22 protein-coding genes are annotated in these 22,184 nt (G+C 64.7%); 14 read left to right on the plus strand and 8 right to left on the minus strand.

The features are described 5' to 3' along the window. The first annotated feature begins 55 nt into the window (after positions 1-55). From AWC03_RS22025 to AWC03_RS22035, 3 genes are all read left to right on the plus strand, one after another. Complete coding sequence (locus AWC03_RS22025; protein ID WP_249025939.1) at positions 56-685, plus strand: TetR/AcrR family transcriptional regulator; 630 nt, start codon at positions 56-58, stop codon at positions 683-685. Positions 686-1,090: 405 nt separating this feature from the next. Beyond that, on the plus strand, positions 1,091-1,264 hold the full coding sequence (locus AWC03_RS22030) for a hypothetical protein (protein WP_249025940.1): 174 nt from the start codon (positions 1,091-1,093) through the stop codon (positions 1,262-1,264). Between the two features lie 400 nt (positions 1,265-1,664). Continuing rightward, the gene (locus tag AWC03_RS22035) at positions 1,665-2,105 is read left to right on the plus strand and encodes a lipoprotein LpqH (RefSeq protein WP_249025941.1); all 441 of its coding nucleotides are present in this window, start codon (positions 1,665-1,667) and stop codon (positions 2,103-2,105) included. A gap of 136 nt (positions 2,106-2,241) precedes the next feature. Here the strand turns inward: AWC03_RS22035 and AWC03_RS22040 are convergent, their stop codons facing one another. Both AWC03_RS22040 and AWC03_RS22045 read right to left on the minus strand, forming a co-directional pair. Beyond that, positions 2,242-2,904 carry a CAP domain-containing protein gene (locus tag AWC03_RS22040; RefSeq protein ID WP_085242827.1) on the minus strand — a complete coding sequence of 221 codons (663 nt, stop codon included), beginning with the start codon at positions 2,902-2,904 and terminating at the stop codon, positions 2,242-2,244. 655 nt (positions 2,905-3,559) lie between these two features. Next, positions 3,560-3,913: a DUF732 domain-containing protein gene (locus tag AWC03_RS22045; RefSeq protein WP_211279275.1), complete on the minus strand. Its 354-nt coding sequence runs from the start codon at positions 3,911-3,913 to the stop codon at positions 3,560-3,562. Positions 3,914-4,422: 509 nt separating this feature from the next. On the opposite strand from AWC03_RS22045, the gene AWC03_RS22050 reads away from it, so the two are divergent. Beyond that, the gene (locus AWC03_RS22050; RefSeq protein WP_085242829.1) at positions 4,423-6,885 is read left to right on the plus strand and encodes a CaiB/BaiF CoA transferase family protein; all 2,463 of its coding nucleotides are present in this window, start codon (positions 4,423-4,425) and stop codon (positions 6,883-6,885) included. Here the strand turns inward: AWC03_RS22050 and AWC03_RS22055 are convergent. After that, positions 6,882-7,568 carry a TetR/AcrR family transcriptional regulator gene (locus AWC03_RS22055; protein WP_085242830.1) on the minus strand — a complete coding sequence of 229 codons (687 nt, stop codon included), beginning with the start codon at positions 7,566-7,568 and terminating at the stop codon, positions 6,882-6,884. The genes AWC03_RS22050 and AWC03_RS22055 overlap by 4 nt on opposite strands. Positions 7,569-7,709: 141 nt before the next feature. Here AWC03_RS22055 and AWC03_RS22060 point away from each other — a divergent pair, with 141 nt between their 5' ends. The 10 genes from AWC03_RS22060 (at position 7,710) to AWC03_RS22105 (ending at position 17,285) form a co-directional block, all read left to right on the plus strand. After that, entirely contained in the window at positions 7,710-8,846 is a 1,137-nt protein-coding gene (locus AWC03_RS22060; RefSeq protein WP_085242831.1) for an amidohydrolase family protein, read from the plus strand. Positions 8,847-8,850: 4 nt separating this feature from the next. Further along, the gene (locus AWC03_RS22065) at positions 8,851-10,050 is read left to right on the plus strand and encodes a thiolase C-terminal domain-containing protein (RefSeq protein ID WP_085242832.1); all 1,200 of its coding nucleotides are present in this window, start codon (positions 8,851-8,853) and stop codon (positions 10,048-10,050) included. Further along, a complete protein-coding gene (locus AWC03_RS22070) occupies positions 10,047-10,502 on the plus strand; it encodes a Zn-ribbon domain-containing OB-fold protein (protein ID WP_085242833.1) in 456 nt (151 codons plus the stop codon). Before AWC03_RS22065 ends, AWC03_RS22070 begins: the two co-directional genes overlap by 4 nt. A gap of 5 nt (positions 10,503-10,507) precedes the next feature. Further along, positions 10,508-10,732: a hypothetical protein gene (locus AWC03_RS22075; RefSeq protein ID WP_085242834.1), complete on the plus strand. Its 225-nt coding sequence runs from the start codon at positions 10,508-10,510 to the stop codon at positions 10,730-10,732. Between the two features lie 4 nt (positions 10,733-10,736). After that, positions 10,737-11,552: a mycofactocin-coupled SDR family oxidoreductase gene (locus AWC03_RS22080; RefSeq protein ID WP_085242835.1), complete on the plus strand. Its 816-nt coding sequence runs from the start codon at positions 10,737-10,739 to the stop codon at positions 11,550-11,552. A gap of 24 nt (positions 11,553-11,576) precedes the next feature. Further along, the gene (locus AWC03_RS22085) at positions 11,577-13,034 is read left to right on the plus strand and encodes an aldehyde dehydrogenase family protein (protein WP_085242836.1); all 1,458 of its coding nucleotides are present in this window, start codon (positions 11,577-11,579) and stop codon (positions 13,032-13,034) included. 39 nt (positions 13,035-13,073) lie between these two features. Further along, positions 13,074-14,090 (plus strand): DUF2889 domain-containing protein, encoded by a 1,017-nt coding sequence (locus AWC03_RS22090; RefSeq protein ID WP_211279266.1) that lies wholly within the window; start codon positions 13,074-13,076, stop codon positions 14,088-14,090. Positions 14,091-14,103: 13 nt separating this feature from the next. After that, positions 14,104-15,102, plus strand: coding sequence for an alpha/beta hydrolase (locus tag AWC03_RS22095; protein WP_085242837.1), 999 nt, complete (start codon positions 14,104-14,106; stop codon positions 15,100-15,102). Positions 15,103-15,254: 152 nt separating this feature from the next. Further along, the gene (locus AWC03_RS22100; protein ID WP_085242838.1) at positions 15,255-16,070 is read left to right on the plus strand and encodes an SDR family NAD(P)-dependent oxidoreductase; all 816 of its coding nucleotides are present in this window, start codon (positions 15,255-15,257) and stop codon (positions 16,068-16,070) included. A gap of 93 nt (positions 16,071-16,163) precedes the next feature. Then, on the plus strand, positions 16,164-17,285 hold the full coding sequence (locus tag AWC03_RS22105; protein ID WP_085242839.1) for a phosphotransferase: 1,122 nt from the start codon (positions 16,164-16,166) through the stop codon (positions 17,283-17,285). A gap of 69 nt (positions 17,286-17,354) precedes the next feature. Here AWC03_RS22105 and AWC03_RS22110 read toward each other — a convergent pair whose 3' ends face one another. Genes AWC03_RS22110 through AWC03_RS22130 form a run of 5 tightly spaced genes read right to left on the minus strand, consistent with a single transcriptional unit; the run spans position 17,355 to position 22,133 of the window. Further along, positions 17,355-17,768 (minus strand): Zn-ribbon domain-containing OB-fold protein, encoded by a 414-nt coding sequence (locus AWC03_RS22110; RefSeq protein WP_085242840.1) that lies wholly within the window; start codon positions 17,766-17,768, stop codon positions 17,355-17,357. Then, positions 17,765-18,901 (minus strand): thiolase C-terminal domain-containing protein, encoded by a 1,137-nt coding sequence (locus AWC03_RS22115; protein ID WP_085242841.1) that lies wholly within the window; start codon positions 18,899-18,901, stop codon positions 17,765-17,767. The genes AWC03_RS22110 and AWC03_RS22115 overlap by 4 nt, the downstream gene beginning before the upstream one ends. A 19-nt stretch (positions 18,902-18,920) precedes the next feature. Beyond that, complete coding sequence (locus tag AWC03_RS22120; RefSeq protein ID WP_085242842.1) at positions 18,921-21,122, minus strand: acyl-CoA dehydrogenase family protein; 2,202 nt, start codon at positions 21,120-21,122, stop codon at positions 18,921-18,923. 25 nt (positions 21,123-21,147) lie between these two features. Next, a complete protein-coding gene (locus AWC03_RS22125; RefSeq protein WP_085242843.1) occupies positions 21,148-21,768 on the minus strand; it encodes a nitroreductase family protein in 621 nt (206 codons plus the stop codon). Continuing rightward, positions 21,768-22,133, minus strand: a complete 366-nt coding sequence (locus AWC03_RS22130) for a DUF4286 family protein (protein ID WP_085242844.1) — start codon at positions 22,131-22,133, stop codon at positions 21,768-21,770. Before AWC03_RS22130 ends, AWC03_RS22125 begins: the two co-directional genes overlap by 1 nt. Positions 22,134-22,184 lie beyond the last annotated feature (51 nt).

The raw sequence follows: 22,184 nt of genomic DNA on the forward strand, positions 1-22,184 counted from the left end.
AGTGGCTTGTTGTTATCGCGCCAACTGTCTGCCACGAAGGCCGTAGTGTGCTCTTGTGGCCGCTCACCCCAGAGAACATCGGGCGAGTTCGAGGAGCGCCGACGCGCCTGCGGACGACGACGAGGCGCGCGAACGGTTGCTGAGCGCAGCCGATGCTTGCTACGCCGAGAAGGGGCCAGTACGTACTCGCATGGGCGACATTGCCCGGCGCGCGGGTGTGCACCGGTCGACGGTGTATTACTACTTCCCGAACAAGGACGCACTGTTAGCAGCCTCCTTTGTGCGAGTGCTCGCCACCACGCTGCAAGCCATTGAACAATGCTGGCAGACTGACGAACCCTTTCTGACTCAGCTCGTCGCAGCATGCCTACAGGGGATCGACATCGCCCGCAGCTCACCGATAATGCGATCACTAGTTGACGACCACCAAGCCCTTGGTGCTGCCTATCACGCCGCCGAAGGCTCCGAGTTGTGGAGAGCCAAACTCGCTGACGCGCTCGTTCGGCGCCTCGAGGCTGCTGCCGCTGCCGGCGAGATTCGGAGCGATCTTCGCGCCGACACCCTCGCGCGCTGGATTGTCCGCATCAACTTTAGCCTTATTGCCCAACCCGCCGTATTTGAAGACGGTGGTAACCAGGGCGTGCTGCGCAACCTGCTCGTCGCCTCGCTAAATCCTCCGCGGTAGCCGAGTCGATCACGTCAACCCACGGTTATGGCGGCTGGGCCGTCAGCGCCGGCGGCGAGCAATCTCGCTGGCCGTGCCCGCCAGGAAGGCGAGACTATCCGCATTGCAGCATCGAGCCGAAAGTCCCTCTTTTTCCAGCAGGATCCATGTTCGTCCAGCGCTGATCCGTGCGGGCCAGGACACGACTCGATTGCGGCCTGACAGCATCGATCGCCAATCATGACGTTCGGCTGATCGCAGCGATGCTGACGTCTTGTTCGAGCACGTCCGCATCGACACAGAGGTGCAAGTAAGTGTTCTTCAACTGGTCCCCCATACGACCTGCGCCGCCGCCGGCTCAGCGTTGCCGGCAACGTTGACGAGGTCATCGTCAGCGACCAGACCGCCGCCGCGTTACCCGAGCTGGTGTTGCTTGACCCCGACTGTGAGCGGCTGGCGTTCGGCATGCGCGCCCACCCAGACGGCGCTGCCTTGCTGGCCGGAGCAGATGACCTCGAGGAGCTGATCGAGTTCGTGGCCGCCGAAGCCAACCACGAACCCAACCGGGCGCCGTCAACACCGCCTCGACGCCGCGTTTAATTTAATGCACTGACCGACTCCGCCCAAACCCTCTACGGCTGAACATCTCTCGGCCCTGCAGTGTCGCTCCCGGGGGGCTGCCAAAGCATCTGGAGCGGGGTGAACGAAAACCCGCCCCCGCGGCAGCAGCGGGCGGGCCTGTCGCCTGAGTTCCTCAGCCCGTATGCTGATGGCGAAGCCGCGAACCGGCCTGTGCTTTTACACCAACTTTCGGACGCAACCGCTTCAACTAATGCATCGTGATGTCCCGTTACTACGGCACCAAAGTCGGATACCGTTGTTTCGACTATGCTCACAGCTCACTTCGCTGAGCGGTCTGCCGCCGACGGGTCCGGGGTGGTGGCTACATTGCTCTCCGCGTGGGCTCGGTATAGGTGGCGAAATGAAGCGAGGTGCGCTTGTGCAGAAGCGGTTCAGCGCTGCGTCGGCAGCCGTTTTGATAGCGGCGATTCTTGGCGCGTGCTCGCTGGGTTCAAAAGCAGCACCACAACCGGGAACATTACCCGCCGGAACTGCGCAGGTGACGATCAACGATCAGGTTCTCCCGGAGACCCATGCGGTGATATGCATACCGGCAGGATCGTTAACCACCATTACCATCGGTGACACCTCGACAGGCACTCAGGCGTTTGTCTCCAACGAGAAGGCGCTCACGGCCAAAGCCGTCAACATCAACGATCTGGGCGGCTTCACCGGCAGTTTTAACCAAGACCTCCAAGGCAAAGCCGAGGTAACCATAAGTGGTTACACCTACACAATCCGTGGCAGCGCAAAGGGATTCGACACGAACAACCCCAGCCTGAACGCAGTCGGCACATTCACGATCAAGGTTGCGTGTTAGGGCTACCCAGCTATCGCCGGCCAGAACTGGATCATGGCTTGCGCGCACTTACGTCGAGCGATCCGTAGCGCAAACTCCAGCAGAGCCGTCGCCGCTTAAGGCTCAGTGCGGGCGCCAACGACGGTTGATTCCTGCCCTATTCCGGAGGATAGCCTGGCGGTGGATACACGCCCCTTAGGATCCAGGGCAGCCATCTGAGGCCGAACTCGAGTTCGTCGCTCGCGTCATAGTCGGGGGTGGGGTCAAGCGGAATATTCTGCCCTTGGGTGCTCGCCGGCGTTGTGCCCCCGCTCCCTTGTGGCTGTCCGTAGACCGCCACCACAACGGTGCGGTCCGGGCTGTTTTCCGACCACACCCCAACTTGGCTGTGGTCGCAATTGGACATGATGTTGAAATAGGCTGGGTTGTGGTACCACCGGTTGAGTAAATCGTTGCCGCTGATTGCGATTGACTGATTGATCGCCACCGTTTCCGCCACTGGACCATGGAAGCCGGCCGCATTGGCACGGTCTTGCGGCGTGGACCCGTCTGAGCCGATGTCACCGTCGAGCGCACGGTTGTTCAGCACATCCTCGGTGTGCCGCTGCGCAGCGAGTTGCAGTTGCGGGTTGATCCGAACGTCGTTGGTGCAGCCCGCCTGATGCTGAATAGTGTAGACATTGGCGACGACACCGTCGTTGAGTCGCTTATTGTTCGGTATGAGCGTGTTGTTGTCGCCATCCGCATGTGCGACGGGAACTCCCAGGAGGGCGCCGGCGGCAGCCACCAAGACAGACAGGGATAGCGGCCGATACTGCATGTCCAACTGTCCAACTCCTCCTTGTTAGCCACGAGGTGGCGGTAGGCGCCACTGGGCGGCGACGGACCTTATCCGACGAGGTACTACCTTGACCGCGATCGCATACTCGGATTTTGAAGCATCGACACGGCACCCGGGCACCAGAGCTACAGCCGATGTGATTGCGGCGCAGAATCGCTCGGATCCGCTCGCCCTCACTGCAAGCGGATGTGGGACCGACTTGAATCTAGTCAATGTGCGACCAAACTGAGCCGGGCATGGGTGTAGGCTACCCACGGCGCTGCGGCGGCGTCTAGTGGTTCTATTGAATTAAACAGTTAAATATTATCAGGTGCACTCGTTGTCCTCCGGTCCGAGATCCCGAATGCTGCCACCATCGATCCAACCGTCCTGATAGCGCCCCAACGAGGGCATACGATCCAGGTTGCCACGCTTCAGCAATTGATTGGGAACTGGCCGACCCCGTCATCGGCAAAAAGCCGACCGTGGCCGGCGCAGCTGAGAAAAGCCGCGTCTCGGCGCTCGTTAGCGGAACCGGGACTGGCAGCGCGGGGTGGTCACGACACGATCGATCCGGCGGTCACGTTGACCATTCGCCACCTGCCACGCTGACATCGACCCGATACTGCTCTGATAGTCGGGAGATCAGCCGTGCCTAACCCGCAGGTGGTTGGTAACCCACAGCCGACTTCCGCAGCTGCCAGATTTCGGCGGGGCACAATAAATTAACCGCATACGAAACAAGGTAGTTGGCCGCGAACTCGTCGTCAGGAGTCACGTCACTTTTCACGTCACCCATTATTTGGGCGTAGGGTTCGCCTCGGGTGACTTTGTCGCAGATTCCGTGACCGTAGCTGAGCGCGTCATTATTTGGGAAGTTGTAGTGCCGCCGCACCATAACGTCATATACGTACTCCACCTCAGGTGCCGGAGCGGCACGTGCCCGCGATGCTAACGTTCCCGCGACTCCGCCAACCGCAGCCGCCGCGACGAGCAAGGCGACCGACAGGCTACCTGGTTTCAATGACTGCCACCCCCATCCACGCCTGGCATCGAATGAGCCCCGGACACAGCACCGCTAATTGGTTCCCGCTTTCCGACTCCACGGCTTAGTAGCTGAATATATAACTATTCGTAGGTTTCCGTCTATGTGTTTTCGTCTATGTTGAGTCGTCGGGCATTACACAAGGCGCACGACACCGGCCCAGCGTCGCGCACCGAACTCGACGCCAAGATCGCCGGTTTCCATGTGGCCGCCCGACGGCATCTACGACGCCCCACACCGGACGTGGTCGATCGCGTCTCCGAAGATTACGTTTCGGTCTGACGTCGGCGTCGACGCGGGGCGCGGCGTTACCGCGAGGGCGTAGAAGAGAACGGTTCGCCACCGTCCACTGTCCGCCAGCCCGTAGCGACCACTGAAGTAATGGATTGACATTAATCTCTGGCGCTGCCAAGCTGGCGTGGCATCGGTCACATGAGTGTGTCACACACCCGGCCGTCACAAGGGGAGCGATCATGGCGGCAGCCGAAGCGGAGTCCACAGCCCCACTCGCAGGCGTGGTCGTCGTTGATCTGTCGACGACGCTGCCTGGTGCGCAGGCCACCCAGTTCCTGGCCGACTGCGGAGCCGACGTCATCATGGTCGAGCCGCCCGACGGCAGCCCGCTGCGGCAGTTGCCGGGATGGCCAGCACTTCTGCGGGGCAAGCGCAGCGTCACGCTGGATCTGCACGACGACGCCGACCTGGATCAGTTGCGGGAACTGTTGAAACGCGCCGACGTGTTGGTGAGCACCCTGCGCCCGGCCGCCGCCGAGCGCCTGGGCATGACCCCCGCCGTGCTGGCCGAACGCTACCCGCGCCTGGTGGTCGCCATGATCACCGGGTGGGGTTCGACCGGCCCGTGGCGCGAGTACAAGGGCTGGGAAGCGCTGATCATGGCCAAGACCGGTGTCATGCACGAGAAGCGGGACCTCACCCGCAGGCCGGGACCGGCCTACATCTCGTTTCCCTATGCATCGTGGGGCGCCGCACAGGCCGCCGTCCAGGCGATCCTGGCCGCACTCATCGAGCGCAGCTCCAGTGGCCGCGGTCAGGTGGTGGAATCCAACCTGGTCACCGGGGTGGGGTCGATGGACCCGTACAACTGGTTCTACGAGATGGTGCTGGAGCGGTACCCGGGTGCCTTCGAGCCGATGGACGCCGCCTACGACGAACAGGGACGCCCGCAGGCGTACCTGATCTACGCGCTGCTGGTGGCGCCCACCGAGGACGGCCGCTGGCTGCAGTTCGCCCAGGTATCGCCGACGCTCATGGCGGCCTGGCTCACCGAACTCGACCTGTTGTCCGAGCTGGCCGACCCCAAATGGCAGGGCTTCCCGATGCTGCCCACGGCCGAGCTGCGCACACAGTGGTGGGACCTGATGATTGAGCGGGTCCGGGCCCGGTCCCTCGCCGAGTGGGAATCGGCCATGGGCGCGAACCACGACCTCAGCGGAGAGCTGTTCCGGACCCCGGACGAGGCGCTGGATCACCCACAGGTCATCCACGAGGGCCGCAGCGTGACCGTGACCGACCCAGACCTCGGGCCGGTGCGCCAGCCGTCCACGCTGATCCACGCGGCCGGCAAACCGCTGACCACACTGCGACCCGCGCCGCGCGTGGGCGAACACAACGACCTGTTGACGTCCGGACTCCCGGGGCCCGCGGCGGATGCGACCGAACCGGGCGGGGTCGTGGACACCCTGCCGCTGGCGGGCGTGACGATCCTGGAATTCGGCAGCATGTTCGCCGGCCCCTACGGCGCGACCCTGCTGACCGATCTCGGGGCACGAGTGATCAAGGTCGAGCCGCTGGAGGGCGACAACATCCGTAACCTCGTGGCTTTTCCGGAAGCCGGTGGCGCGAAAGTGTTGCAGGGCAAGGACAGCTTCGCCGTCGACTTCACCCAACCCGAGGGCCTGGAACTGGTCTACGAGCTCGCCAAACGATCCGACATGGTGCTCCAGTGCTTCCGCGGCGAGGCCGCCAATCGCGCCAAGGTGGACGAGGCGACGCTGAAAGCGATCAACCCCGACCTGGTGTTCCTGAGCACCTCCGGGTACGGCGTCGACGGGCCGTACGCGCATCGGGCCGCCTATGCCCCGTCCATCGGAGCGGCGTCCGGTCTGTCGCTGATCGACAGCCGCCACGCCGCGGTGCCCCCGACAGATCTCGACGACACTCATCGCAGGGCTGTGACACTGCACGCGGGCAGCGCCGTGCCCGCGGTTCAATCCGATGGGATCGCGGCCCTCGGGGTGGCCTCGGCGCTGATGGTCGGGCTGTATGCCAAACGTCGGGGAATCGAGCTGCCGAACATGGTGACCACCATGCTCGGCACCACCCTGCAGGCACTGATCCCCAACAACACCAGTTATGTCGGCCGGCCCGAGATCCAGGCGGCCGACGAGAACTTCTACGGGCTCAATGCCCTGTACCGGATGTATCGCGCCGCCGACGGCTGGGTGTTCCTGGCCGCGCCGCTGGCGCACGAGTGGCCGGCCCTCACCAAGGCGATGGCACCCTATGTCGACGTGGACACCGACGAGCGGTTTGCCACCGCTTCGTTGCGGACGGACAACGATGCCGCGCTGGCCGACACGTTGGGCGCGGTGTTCGCCACCAAGACCAAGCTGGAGTGGGAACAGGAACTGTCCTCACAGGATGTCGGCTGTGTTGAAGTCGTGGAACGCAATTCGGAACTGGTCCTGCAGACCGACCCGTACTTCGACGCCGGGTATTCGGTGCAAGCCCACAGCCCAATCTTCGACGAGCACCGGCGGCTGGCGCCGCTGTACCGGTTCTCACGCTCACGCACCAAGGCCGATGCCGGCTGCACGATCGGACAGCACACCGACGCGCTGCTGCGCGAAATCGGCCTCGATGAGGTGCAGATCGCCGATCTGCACGCGCGCAAGATCGTCGGCGGACGCCACTAGGAATCTGACGATTCGGCGAACAGGCCGCGGGTCTCGTAGGACACCGGCGCGGTCAGCATGCCGACCCAACCGTCGACGTAATTGTGCAGCTGAGCCTCGCTGATCCCGTAACCCGACCGCGCCGACTCGGCTAGCACGTTGAGCAGGCTGATGTAGAGCTGGAACGTGCGGCCAAGCCGAACCCGTTCGGGCAGGTCCTGCAATGCGGCTTCGACGAGTTCTTCGAGTCGTTCCTGGGTCCAGTCGTCATCGACGTGATCCGGCCAGTAATCCGAGCGTGCCCTGGGGTCCTCGCTGAGCCGAGCCAGGAACGGCACGAACATCTCTCCCGCCTTGATGCTGTTGGCCAGCGGACGCACAAGTAGCCACACCACGGCGCGAGGATCTGCCTCCCTACCCTCATCACGCATCCGCGCCAGCATCTCCTGCCGCTCGGTGCCGAGCGTGCTCAGGCGGAACGCGATGAGAGCACGGATGAGGCCGTCCCGCGAGCCGAAGTGGTAGCGGATCACCGAGGTGTTCGACTGGCCGGCGGCTTCCTGGATCTCGCGGAGAGTGACCGCTTCGATACCCCGGGTGGCGAACAACCGCTCCGCCACCTCCATCAGCATCACGCGGGTTGACTCCCCCGAGGCGTTGTGACGGCGCGCGGTAGCGGGCCTTTCGGTTCCCGGTCCTGCCATCAGGCCTCCTTCGACGTCCCCCAGTCTTACCTGGTTGCGCGCGCCAAAAATACTAATACTTCTTTATTAAAAAATCTGGACTTCCGTCGCCGGAACTGCCACTATCGATGCAAGCAGCACAACGCAGCCCGTGGAGGACACATGAGCTTTATCTGGACCAACTCCGGCGATTCGCACTTCATGGAACCCGACGACCTGTGGCAATCCCGACTCCCCAAGAAGCTCGCGGATCTGACGCCCCGCGCCGAGAAGGACGACGACGGCGAGTGGGAGACCGTGCACGTCGACGGTCAGATCTTCCGACGCAAGCTGCCCTCGTCGGCAATGGTGCAGTTCGTCGAGGAGAGCTCCAAGCCCCAGGGTGTCCGTGACGCGAAAGTGCGCCTCGCGGACTTGGACAAGGAGGGTGTCTGGGCCGAGGTGATCTTTCCGTCGCTGGGTATGTGGGCGTCGAGCTTCCGCACCCCCGAATTGCTCAAGGCCTGCATGCGGGTCAGCAATGAGTACGCGCTGGAGGAGATCGCCGCCGTGTCACCCCGGTACGTCGTCACCGCGCAGGTCTCCACACTGATCGTGCAGGACGCTGTCGAGGAATTGCAGTGGGCCGCCGACAAGGGCTTCAAGGCCGTCTTCTTGCCGACCACCCCGCATCCCAGTGCGCCGGACTGGCACCGCACCGACTGGGAGCCGCTGTGGGCGGCGGCAGAAGAAGCCGAGATGGTGCTGGCCTTCCACATCGGCACCGATCCGGTCGACATGACGATCGGCGGTGCGACCGGCGGGGCCGGCATGGTCTATCGCGGTCCGGGGGGTGCGGTGATGAACTACACCGAGACCACGTTCTCCGGTCAACGAGCCGCGATGAAGATGGTGGCCTCCGGTGCCCTGGACCGCCACCCGAATCTGAAGGTGCTGATCTCCGAGGGCGGCGCCACCTGGGTTCCGTTCCTTGGCGACCGGATGATCGAAGGTTACCGTCAACATCACATGGCAGTGCGGCCCAAGCTGGATCGATCGCCCAAGGAGATCCTGTACAGCCAGGTGTACGCCTCCTTCCAGCATGACGAGACCGCCGTCGCCGCGCTTGAGCACATGGGCTATAAGAACGTGATGTTCGGCAGCGACTACCCGCACATGGAGGGCACCTTCGGGCATACCCAGGACACGCTCAAACACCTCTTCGACGGGATCAGCGACGAAACCCGGCTGCGGATCACCCAGGGCGCGTTCTACGAACTGTTCCCCGACGTGCCGCCCGTGCCGGCCGAAACCCACTGAACCGGTGGGAAACAACTCGGGCTTGCGTGACGTCGCGATCGTCGGAATCGGTGCGACGCCGTACTACAAACGCGGTGGATCGCTGCCGAAGACGACGACCGAACTTGCCGGCGAGGCCATCCTGGCGGCCTGCGAAGACGCCGGTCTGGCCGTCACCGACATCGACGGTTTCGCCTACTACTCGGGCGCCAGTGCGGGCTATACCGAGAAGATGGACACCGCGGACTTCATGGAGACCCTCGGGATTCCGGAAGTCCGCTTCACCGCGGCGCTGACGTCGGGCGGCGGGGGCTCGGCCGGCGCGATCGGTTTGGCCCGAGCGGCGATCGTCTCCGGCGACGCCTCCGTCGTGGTGACCTTGATGGCCCTGCAGCAGTCCAAACAGCGCCTGGGATCGGTGTTTTCGGCGATGGAGCCCGACCCGATCAACTCGTTCCTGCAACCGTCGGGGCTGTTCGGCCCTGGTCAGCTGATGTCGGTGCTGGCCCGAAGACACATGTATCTGTACGGCACCCGTCGAGAGGCGTTCGCCGAGATCGCCATCTCGACCCGGGCCAACGCGGCCAACCGGCCCAAGGCGATGCATCGCGAACCGCTGACGCTGCAGGACTACTTCAACGCGCGCATGATCGCAGAACCGTTGTGCCTGTACGACTTCTGTCAGGAGACCGACGGTGCGGTCGCAGTGATCACCACCAGCCTCGAGCGGGCCCGTGACCTGCGCCAGCCGCCGGTTCCGGTGGTCGCCGCCGCGCACGGCGGGGTGCGTGAGTGGGGCCGGGCGTTCGCCTGGATGGGGATGCCCGACGAGTACTTCGCCTCCTCGGGCAACAAGCCCATAGCTAAACGACTCTACGAGCAAGCCGGCATCACCGCCGCCGACATCGACGTCGCCCTGTTGTACGACCATTTCACCCCGATGGTGCTCATGCAGCTCGAGGATTACGGCTTCTGCGGCAAAGGTGAGGGCGGCCCGTACGTCGAGAGCGGTGCGATCCGCTATCACGGCGGCTCCATACCGGTGAACACCCACGGCGGTCAGCTCTCCGAGGCCTACATCATTGGGATGACCCACATCATGGAAGGAGTCGAGCAGATGCGCGGCACCGCCATCAATCAGGTTCCCGACGCCGAACTTGCACTGGTCACCGGCGGACCGGCCAGCCTTCCGGTCAGCGGACTGATCCTGGGACGTGTGGCATGAACGCGCCGACCACGACGCTTGCCACGACGATCCCCAGCGAACACATCCGCATCGCGGTCAACGACACGACTGAACCGTTCTGGGCGGCCGCCAGACAACACCGCCTTGTGGTGCCGCAGTGTGGCGACTGCGGCACGTTCCGCCTACCGCCGACCCCGTTCTGCCCGAACTGTCAATCCAAGAACCTCAGCTGGCCCGAATTGAGTGGGAATGCAACGGTTTACAGCTTCGCGGTGGTCCACGGCTTTCCCGGCATACCTGATCTCTTGTTGGTTCCCGCCGTGCTCGACCTGCCCGACGCGCCGGGCGCCCGGCTGGTCTCCAACATTGTCGACGTCGCCCCCACCGACGTGACCATCGGGATGCGCGTGCAGGTGGACTTCACCCCGATCGCCGACGGTTGGATGCTCCCGGTATTCCGGGCTCTTCCCGCCGCTCGCGACGCGGAGTAACAACGATGTCCGACGACAGCGCCCTGCACGAAAAACCCCTGGAGTTCCTCACTAGCATCGCCAACACCGGGGGCTCCTGCGACGGGCAGGCCATCCTGCCCGAGAACGGCCGCTATCGCGCCTACTGCTCCTGCGGCACGTGGGCAATCGAGGTCGACGACGCACAGGAAGGGTTGCGCCAGGCCCGCATTCACACACACAGTGCGCCGAACCAGAACATGAGGAGCTGAACACGTGGGAAAACTGGACGGCAAAGTAGCCTTCATCACCGGAGCAGCCCGCGGCCAGGGCCGCGCGCACGCGGTGCGACTGGCAGCCGACGGCGCGGACATCGTCGCGTTGGACATCTGTCGCGACATCGACTCCATCGACTATCCCAACGCCAGCCCTGAGGATCTCGATGAGACCGTCAAGCTTGTCGAGAAAGAAGGCCGGCGCATCATCGCCCGTCAAGCCGACGTGCGCGATGCCGATTCCATCGAGCAGGCCGTCGCCGACGTGCTCGCCGAGTTCGGGCGCCTCGACATCGTTATCGCCAACGCCGGTGTCGTACGGCTGAGTGCCGGCGGGGACAGGCGGCAGACGTTTCGCGACATCATCGACGTCAACCTCATCGGGGTGTGGAACACCGTCGAAGCCGTGACCCCCGCCCTGATTGCCGGCGGCCGCGGCGGGTCCATTGTGATCACCTCCTCCAGTGCGGGCCTCAAGGGCACGGGCACCGACAGAGCGGGCGGGCAGGCCTACACCGCCTCCAAGCGCGGTCTAGTCGGTCTGATGCAGGTGTGGGCAAATGAGCTGGCGCAGTACTCCATTCGCGTCAACACCATCCATCCGACCGGGGTCGCGACCGGGATGGTGATGAACGAGACGATGGCGAGGTTGTTCGAAGAGGGCGACACCGCGGTGAGTGCCATGCAGAACGCCCTACCGATCCCGATCCTGATGCCCGAGGACATCGCGAACGCGGTGGCCTTCCTGGTCTCCGAGGAAGCGAAGTTCATCACCGGTACCGCGTGGCCGCTGGACGCCGGCTTCGCCGTCCGATAGCGATTCGAGAAAGAGGGACATCGGATGACTACAGTCGCGGTGCCGCGCCCCGCTGTCGAGTTGCGAATCGGATCAGAGCGGCTATCCGCCGGCTCCGGCGGTGTGCACCAGCACATCGACCCGTCCACCGGACGACCGGATGCCGACGTTCCGCTCGCCGGGGTGGCCGAGGTGGACCGGGCCGTGCGGGTGGCGCATGAGGCGTATCTGGGCTGGCGCCGCACCAAGCCTGCCGAACGTCGTCGGGTCCTGATGCAGCTTGGCGATCTGATCGAGGCCCACTCGGCAGACTTCGCGCGACTCGCCGCGCTCGACAACGGCTCACCGCTTCCAGCGTCGTCGGCCATGATCCCCATCGCGGTGGAGTGGACTCGCTACTACGCCGGCTGGGCCGACAAGATCAGTAGCGAAGTGACGGCGTCACTGCGCGCTGACGGTGAGTTCAGCTACACGCTGGCGCAGCCATGGGGCGTGATCGGCGCCATCATCACCTGGAACGGTCCGCTCGTCTCACTGGCCATGAAGGTGCCCGCTGCGCTGGCCGCGGGCAACACCATCGTCGTCAAGCCCTCGGAGCTGACGCCATTCACCGCGGGACTCTTCGCCGATCTCGCCGCCCAGGCCGGCATCCCAGACGGCGTGATCAACGTCGTGCCGGGCGGTCCCGAAGCTGGTGCGGCGCTCGTCGAGCATCCTTTGGTCAAGAAGATCAGCTTCACCGGCGGACCCGCGACGGCACGCAAGATCCTGCATTCGTGCGCCGAGTTGATCAAGCCGACTGTCATGGAGCTCGGCGGTAAGTCGGGCAACATCGTGTTCGCCGATGCCGACCTGGACACCGCCTGCGGCGTGGGGACCATGATGTCGGTGGGAATCCTCAGCGGTCAGGGCTGCGCCTTCCCGACCCGGATGATCGTGCAGCGAACCGTTTACGACGAGGTCGTCGAACGGGTGCGCACCACCGCTGGATTCCTGAAGGTGGGCAATCCCTTCGAGTCAGACACCATCTCCGGGCCGGTTGTCAACGAGGAAGCGCTGAACCGGATCCTGGCCATGATCGAACGCGCCCAAGCCGATGGTGCGCGCCTGATCACCGGCGGCAAGCGCATCGAGGGTGAGCTCGCCAGTGGTTTCTACCTCGAGCCGACCGTATTCGCCGATGTCGACCCGCATTCCGAGCTCGCCCAGGTCGAGGTCTTCGGTCCGGTGCTCTCAATCATCGCGTTCGACGACGACGATGAGGCCATCGACATCGCGAACAGCACGCCGTACGGACTCTCCGGTTACGTCTTCACCAAGGATCTGCGCCGCGCCCACCGGGTGGCCGAGGAGCTCGAAACCGGTGAGGTGCTCATCAATGGAGCCATGAACCTGGGCGCGACCCGGCCCTTCGGCGGCATTGGGATCAGCGGGATGGGCAAGGAAGGCGGCCGCCATGGTCTCGACGAATTTCTTCACATCAAGACCGTCAGCATCGCCTGACCGATCGCGAGCAAGCAAAGGTTCGGGTGGAAAGAAGGCATGACAGCGACCGATCTGGGATCACCCGCTTTCCCGCTGCACCCGCTGCACGGCCCGCACCAACCCACCACCCACACCCCGCCGCGGCGGCCGCACTCGGTCCGACGCACCACGTCGATCGACATGACGCGCGAAGAGAATTCGCTGGATCCGGTGTATCTGAACGGCGCTGGCCGTGACCTGTTCACGGCTGGCGACGGGTCGGCTCGCGAACTCGGGCGGGCAGCAGTGACCGCGACGATCGACCTGGTGCCCCGCGTTGTCCAGCACATCGACACCACGCCGGCCATCGAAGGCCTGTCACGGCTGGCCGGAGCGCCGGCGATGAGCGGTTTCCGCGCTGCGGTGGACGGGGTCGCACCGCAGCTGCGGAAGCGCCGTGAGTTGCTCTACGCGTTGCTCGACGACGTTCCAGTGGCCACCTTGATCTCCGGTCACGCGTTGTCGGCGTCGGGCGTGCTGGGGGCTGGGGTCAAGTCCGGGTATCTGCCGGTGGCCGACCAGTGTGCGGGGTTCGTCACCGGCGGACTGCTGATGTCGTCGTTCGAAGCCGGCGACCCCGCGATCGTGACCGGACCTGTCGCTCCCCAACTCGATGATCCCACCGACCCGGCGGGCTGGCACGACATGGCGCCGCTGCCGCTTCACGGCATGCGCCGACGCCGCCGCCTCGACGTCGCCGAGAACGACGATGCCGCCACGGTCAGCATCGACGCCATGTTCCGTGACACCTACGTGCGCGCCGACGGCCTGGAAACGATCATTCACGAATACACGCTCGCCGCGGCCGTGGACCCAACAAGTGGGCTAATTCTTCGATCCGAAGCGGTTCCCCGTGTTCTGCCGTGGCGGGAATGTCCCGGGGCGGTCGCCAGCGCACAGCGAATCACCGGAATGACGTTGACCGATTTACATTTTCGTGTCCGCCATGAACTCACGGGCACCAGCACCTGCACGCATCTCAACGACCTGTTGCGCTTCGTCGCAGACGCGCGGGCCCTCATCGAGCACTTATAGGCCAGCCGGAATCATGCCGATAACCCTCACCCTCGATGTGACCGCGGCCATCGACTCAGGTGAGCAACTCACCCAGGTCGTGTGGGTGTTCCTGCCCGATGAACCCGCCGAGTCCGTCGCCGCGCTGTTGTGCCTTCCCGGGGGCACCTACGACAAGCGCTACTGGCACCTCGAGATCGACGGGCATCCCGGCTACAGCTTCGGCGAACACCTGGCCAGAGCCGGCTACATCGTCGTCGCGGTCGACCATCTCGCGGTCGGCGACAGCACCGATCCGATCGCATCCGGTCCCCTCGGCCTGGAGCTGCTGGCCGCAGGCGATGCCGACGTGGCCCGCCAGGTCCGAAAGCGTTTGCAGCAAGGAGATTTCGTTGACGGCTTGGCACCGATAGATCTTCCGGTAGTCGGTGTCGGGCACTCCATGGGCGCATGCCTGACCACGATGGTGCAGGCGAACACGGGTGCCTACGACGCGGTGGTGCTTCTCGGCTACGGCGTGCAGATCACCAACGTGCACGAAACCATGGCCGATGCCGAAACCCTGGAGGCACGCATCCAGCAGAGCATCGAAATGTTCTATCAGGTTTCCGGAGCCGAACCCGGAGACAGCCACGGCATCGCGCCGCGCGAGTACCTCATCGCGATGTTCTACGCCGGAGAAGTCCCGCAAGTGGTGATCGACGCCGACACGGCCGCCCAGAGCAGGGTGCCGGTGCGGGCCGGTAGCGAGGTCACCACACCGGGATTCGTCGAACGCTACACGCCCCTCATCGATGTTCCGGTGTTCCTTGGCTTCGGCGCCGCCATCGACGTGTCACCCGACCCACACGCCGAACCGGCCAACTACGTCAAGTCACCTGATGTCACACTCCACCTGGTTCCAGAGTCGGGACACTGCCACAACTTCGCCAGCCACAGAACGCAGGTCTGGGACCGGATCGCCGCATGGGTTCCCACGGTGACGAATCGAACGGGGCAGGTTGGCACCCGGCAGAACCCGTCCGTCGGCTAGTGAACGGGCGCTGGCATACCGCATCGCCGAATCCGACCAACGGTGACGAACACCTCCGCCAAAGCCAGGCGCAGCCATAGCAATTCGTGATTGTGTGTCGATGTCAGCGACGCGCTGACCGATTGACGCCTGCGGACGGAGGGAGTAGACGGGTGCGCATCATCATCACCGGCGCAAACAGCGGCGTGGGCCGGGCGGCGGCGACCGCGTTGGCAGCGCAGGGCCATGAGGTGCTCATCGCGTGCCGCTCCGTGAGCAAGGGCGAGGAGGCCGCCGCCGCCATGAGCGGGCACGTCGAGGTCCGCCAGCTCGATCTCGCCGATCTCGCCAGCGTACGTCGCTTCACCGAGTCCATCGACGTCGCTGATGTATTGATCAACAACGCCGGTGTCCTCGGGCTGCCGCTCACGCGGACCGCCGACGGGTTCGAAGCGCACATGGGCACCAACCACCTCGGCCACTTCGCCCTGACCTGTCTGCTCGGTGAGCGCATCCGTGACCGTGTCGTCGTGGTGGCCAGTAGCAACTACGCCATGGCGACGCTGCATCTCGATGACCTGAATTGGCACCGCCGGCGATACAACGCATGGGCGGCGTATGGCGAGTCGAAACTGGCCAACCTGCTGTTCGTCTACGAACTGGTTCGACGGGGCCGCACCGCGTATGCGGTCGACCCGGGCATGGTTGACTCCGGCATCACCAGGAACGGCTCGGGCCTGTTGCAGTGGGCTGGCAGAGTACTGTCGCCGCACATCGCGCAACGCCCGGCGGACGGAGCCCGTTCGACCATTCAGGCCGTCCACGCCGATCTGCCCAACGGGACCTATATTGCACCTCGGGGACTTGCGCACCAATGGGGAATGCCCAAGCCCACCAAGCTGCTCGGCAAGGCTCGCGATCCAGAGAACGCTCGGCGGCTGTGGGAACTCTCCGCCGAGCTAACCGGTTGTGACTGGCCCACAAGCTGACGGGCTGTATGCGAAATCGAGCACCGCCGAGAACTACTCCTGTTATCGTGACAGTCAACTGTCATAATTGGTGAAGTTGTCAGGAGCGTAAACATGACAAGCCAGCATCTGCCTATGATGCTGCGGTCCGCAGATGATGTGACACCCGAGGTGTTGACGTCGCTATTGCGTCATCACAATCCGGAAGTGACAGTCACTGCCGCCGCGGTGCGACGTACCTGGCAGGGCACCACTTCGCATCTGCATCTCGATGTCGACTACGCCGACCCAGCCACACCATTGCCGCGGCAGTTGTTCGTCAAAACCCAACTAAGCACCGTCCAAAACCTGCCGGAGGCGTACGAGAAGTCTCTGTCTGAGGGTGGCGCCGGGACGATGCTCCTAGACGACGAGACCCGGTTCTACCGGGATCTACGACCGACGCTCGACATCGAGACGATGGCCACCTACTTCGCCGCCCACGTCGACGGCCCGACGCAATTCCTCATCCTCGCCGAGGATGTCACGATCCGGGGAGCACAGGTCCCTGACGCGTGCGCGGGATTCACCGTCGAACAGGTCGACGAGTTGCTGCGCACGCTGAGCCAGCTTCATGCCCCCTACTGGGGCAGCCCACGCCTGAGAACCGGCGGCGACTTATCCTGGCTACAGGACCCGGTGAACGGAACATTCACCCAATTCTTTCGCACGACCGGCTTCGCCGTCCTCCGGGCATTTCTCGAATTGCCGTACAAGAAGGCGTCGCTCGACGTCGCCGGCACCAATCCCGACAGGCTGGAGGTTGCGTTCCTGAAGCTCCAGGAATGCGTTGCGCGGGAGCCGATCACGCTGCTTCACGGCGATCCCCATCCGCGGAACACGTATGTGCTGCCCGACGGACGGATGGGTGTGTTGGACTGGCAGTTCGTCCGGCGCGGGTCGTGGTCGCATGACGTGAGCTATGCGCTGATCGGTGCGCTGGCGCCTGATCTGCGGCGGGCTCACGAACGTGAACTGCTGGACAATTACCGCGGCCGGCTGCGGGATGCCGGCGTGGATTCGGTGCCCACCCGCGAGGAAATGTGGACGGCCTACCGGACCGGACCAGCCTGGGGCTTTTGCATGTGGGCCGCCACACCGGATCAGCTCTACTCGACCGAAGTAGTCGCCGCCATGCTGGGTCGCTTCGCCGAGGCGTATTCGGATTTGGGCACTGGCGAGCTGCTCCGAGAGTGATGGCTCACACGATGTTCATGCCGGCGTCGATCAGCCGCATGCTGCCCGTGTAGTAGCGCCCGGCTCGGCTCAGCGTTTGATGACGAATTCGGGGATGCGGAATCCGCTGTCCCCGAGGTCGACGATGCGAAGCTGCACGGCTTGGCCGATCCGGACCTCGGCCGGATCGGCGTCGATGACCGCGTTGATGCGCAGACCCGGTTGCTCGGCGAGTTCGATGAGTCCGACCACGTACGGTGGTGTCCGACCCGGAACCAGCGCCTGGCGCACGATGATGTAGCTGAAGATGGTGCCTGCGCCGCTGACCTCTTCGAAATGCACCGGGCCGCCGGTGTATCGGCTGCGTTCCAGCGGCGGGTGGATCCACTTGCCGGTGTCGTCGCAGCGGCACAACATCAGCTTGCCGTTCTTCAGGGCTTCCCAGTAGGGCGCCGAGTCGGGGTCAGGCACCGGGATCGGCGGAAGCAGTGCCGAATTCGTCATGGCTTCTCCCTGCTGTAGACGTTTGCACCGCCGAAGGGGCCTCCACCGGCGGTGACCAAGGCAAGTTGCGCGTTGTCGACTTGGCGGACACCGGCCGCGTGGCGCAGTTGCAGCGCCGCTTCGTAATGGTGATTCAGCCCATGGATGTACCCCTCGGACAGCAGCCCGCCATGCGGGTTCACCACCACATCGCCACCGTAGGTGGCCCGTCCGGTGGAGAAGAACTTGCCCACTTCGCCTTTCTCGCAGAAGCCGAAGCCCTCCATGGTGGCCATCACGGTGTAGGTGAAACAGTCATACATGCAGGCGAAGTCCATGTCGGCCGGGCTCAGGCCGGTCTTCTCCCAGATCTTCGGGCCGGCAGTTCGCGAGTACATCTCGGTGGGGTCATCCCACTCGGTCCATCCGGCACCGCCCTGGGAGTTCGACGAGCCCACCAACCACATCGGCGGCTGTTTTGCGTTGCGGGCGATGTCTTCGCCGGTGATCAGGATGGCCACCGCACCATCGACTTCCGACGTGCAATCCAGCACCCGGAACGGCTCGTTGATCCAGCGGGCGCCCAGGTAATCGTCCAGGGTCAGCGGTTCTCGACGCAGGGCATGCTCGTTGGGCCCGGCATGTTTGCGTTGCGTGATCGCAATCTGCCCCAAATCCTCACATGTCGAGCCGTACTCGTGCTGATGGCGGCGGGCCCACATGGCGAACCACTGCGGTGGCACCAGGAACCCCGACGCGGTATCGAACTGGTCGTGATTGGCAACCTGCATCGGTCCCTCGATGTGGCCGAAGCGATGCCCGGATCGACCGTTGAGCGAGCGGTAGACGAGCACCGCTTTGCAGATACCGGCCTCGATGACCGCTGCCGCGGTCGCGACCTGATCGGCGACCAGGTTCCCACCGCCGAACATGGCATTGGCCCAGGCCAATTCGTCGATTCCCAACGCCCACCCAACGAAGATGGGTTGCTCGGAGTCGTTGGCCATGAACGTACAGATACCGTCGATGTCGGCAGGTGTGAGCCCGGCGTCGGCGATCGCGTCCCGGCATGCGGCCACGGCCATGCCTCGGGTCGTGCGCCCGGAGTTGCGCGAGTAAGTCGTGCGCCCGATTCCGATGACAGCACAGGTCATGTCAGTTCTCCGATCTGCGTTATTTCGCCGTGGGAACAGGATCCCGTGGCAGTCCCAGGATCCGTTCGGCGATCAGGTTTCTCAGGACCTCCGACGTTCCGCCCGCGATCGTCAGGCAGCGACTGAACAAATAGTCGTGCACCACGGTGCCCGCCGCTTTGCGGCCCAACGGATCGTCGCCGACAGCCTGGCTACCAGCAGATCCGGTCAGCAGAGCGGGCCCGGCGATACGCATCGCCAACTCGGCGACGCGCTGGGCGTGCTCGGCGCCGAACAGCTTGGCGATATTGCCCTCGATACCGGGTCCGGAGGCGAACACCGCACGGGCAGCCTCGCGCAGATTCACCGCCGCCATGGCGTACGCCTCAATCAGCAACTCGCCGACATCACCGGCGAACCGATCACTTCCGGCACGGTGACGCGCCAGCAGAGCCAACAGATCCTCGGCGACCATGGTGACCGAACCGCCGGCGATGGACACCCGCTCGTTACCCAGGGTCGCCATCGCCACCCGCCAGCCATTGTTCACCTCACCGACAACGTCGTCATCAGCGACGAACACCTCGTCGAAGAACACCTCGTTGAACAGGGCTTCGCCGGTGATCTCCCGAAGCGGCCGGATCTCGACCCCCGGTGCGGCCAGGTCGATGATCATCGCCGTAATACCCTTGTGCTTGGGCACACTGGTGTCGGTGCGCACCGTAGCCAACCCCAGCTGGCAGTTCACCGCATCACTGGTCCACACCTTCTGGCCGGTCACCAGCCAGCCCCCGTCGGTGCGTACTGCCTTGGTGGACACCGCCGCCGCGTCCGATCCCGCACCCGGTTCGCTGAACAACTGGCACCACCGCAGCTGCCCCTCCAGGCTCGGCCACATGAACCGCTCGATCTGCTCGGGGCTGCCGTACTGCAGCACCGTCGGCACCACCCACTCACCCAGACCCAGGCTGGGGCGTTCCACGCCGTCGAGCTCTTGTTCGATGATCAGCTGCTCGACAGAGCCGGCGGCGCGACCATAGGGTTGGGGCCAGTGCGGCACGAGATAGCCGGTGCGGGCCCATAGCGTCTGCCGCTCGGCGGCCTCGGTCTGCTCGAGCTGTGCCCGGAACCCGCGCACCGCCTGCCGGTACTGCTCGGCTTCGGGCGGCAGGTCCAACGACTCGCCGTGGCGCGCACCACCGATCTGCAGGGCCGCCACGTCATCATGTAGCGCGTCCTGCCCGCCGGCGAACGCCAGCAACACCGTGGCCCGCCGAAGGTAGAGGTGAGCATCGTGCTCCCAGGTGTAGCCGATACCGCCATGAATCTGAATGTTCTTCAGCGCCACCCGCTGATATGCCGGGAGCACGTATCCAGCCGCCATCGCCGCAGCCAGTTCAGCCTCCGACCCGGCGGCGCGGGCCGCGTCCCAGGTGACCGCCACCGCAAGCTCGGTGTCGACAAGCATGTTCGCGCAATGATGCTTGACCGCCTGGAAAGACCCGATCGGACGGCCGAACTGTTCACGCGTCGCGGCATAGCCACTCGCCATCTCGGTGCACGCGGCCAGGCCACCCGCACCCTCGGCACTCGCGAGCAGCCGCACGATCCGCGCCGCGGCTGTGGCCGCGCCGGGGAAGACGTCCGCGACGGGGGCCGATGACAGGTTCAGGACGGTGATCGGCCGCATGAGCTGATCGACCGAGTCGGTACGCCGGGTGCCCACCGCGTCACCGGCCTCGACGAGCACCAGATCCTGCCCGATCGGAATGAGGAACACGTCAGCATGCTGCTCCCCGAGGGTGGCGACGGCGTCGGTGGAGACTGTCGATCCGCTCAGCGTGGCGTCACTGCTGGTGCCGATCGCGGCCACGATGTCGCCGGATGCCAGCCGCGGCAGCCACCTCTCGCGCTGCTCATCGGTTCCGGTCTCGGCAATGGCCGCCGACACGGCCACCGTCGGCAGGAACGGTCCGCCCATCGCCGCGCGGCCGAGCTGCTCCACGACGATGGTCAACTCAGGCAATCCATATCCCTGGCCGCCGAATCGCTCGTCGATGTGCAAACCGAGCCAGCCAGTGGACGTGATCTCCTTCCACAGCGCATCGGTGGTCCACCAGCGAGCGACGACGTCGGAGTCAAGCATGATGCGGCGCGCACTCGCGGTCCCCGCGCGACCGGTCACCATCGCCTTGGCGACGTCGGCGAGCGCACGATGGTCCTCGGTTATCGCCAGCGGCATTGATGTATCTCCCTTTTCAGTGTTCTCAGTCGGCTTTCAACCACGGCGAGCCGAACCGTTCCCGATACGTGACGGAGGCAGCGGGGCGGCGTCTCGGCGGCGAAAGCTTGCTGGCCGGCACACCGATGTACACCGCTGCCATCGGCATGACGGTGTCCGGCAGGGCCAGCAGCTGGCGGACGTGGTCAACGCCGAAGGTGGTCAGCCCGGTGGTCAGGCAGGCGCCGTAGCCGAGATCAGCGGCCGCCAGCAGCAGGTTCTGCACACACGGATAGATCGACGACGCAGCGTATATCTCGTCGACGCGGTCGAGATCGGCGCACACGACGACCACCACCGGAGCGGCGGCCAGACCACCGCGGGCGAAACCGTATTCGAGATCGGCCAACAGCACCGCGTCGTTCAGCCTCTGCCGGACCAGATCGGCGCCTCCGCCCTTCCACAGTTGCGTCCACCAGTCGGCGAGTTCAGCCCTGGTCCGTTCGGCCCGCACGACCACGAACGCCCAAGGCTGGGTGTTCTCGGCACTCGGGGCGTGCACGGCCGCCTCCAGCATCTGCTCGAGGTCGGCGTCGAGCACCTTGGCGTCCGGGTCGAATCGCCGACAGGCACGCTGAGCGTGCATGACTTCCAGCAGGTCACCCACTACTGGTCCGCCACGCGACGTTCTCCTAGCGGTGTCCAGCCGGTTAGGGAGACGGTGCTAAGATCCAACGTCTCGCCGAGCGACAGCTTGCCGGCCATGACGCGCTTGAGGAACTCGGCCATCACGGCGTCAGGTTCGCGATCAAGTTCGTAGATCACCAGATAGCGGTGCGTTGGCGGCGGCAACTGCGCGGGCAGGTCCTCGTCGTCGGGGACGGTGACTTCCGAGAGGCGGTACCGCTGCGCCGCCACCACGCCGGGGACGTCGAGAACCTCCGGCACATGTGTGGTGTCGTACCACTTGTTGAACGATTCGTCTGCACCCTCGATCGGGTTGGACAACACGAGAAAGAGGTTCTCGGCCACGGACCACGCCCTTCCCGGCCGGCCCTCGCGGCCCGCCCCAAGCACAGTATG

Origin of the sequence: Mycobacterium europaeum, from assembly GCF_002102155.1 — a bacterium.
Lineage (GTDB): Bacteria > Actinomycetota > Actinomycetes > Mycobacteriales > Mycobacteriaceae > Mycobacterium > Mycobacterium europaeum.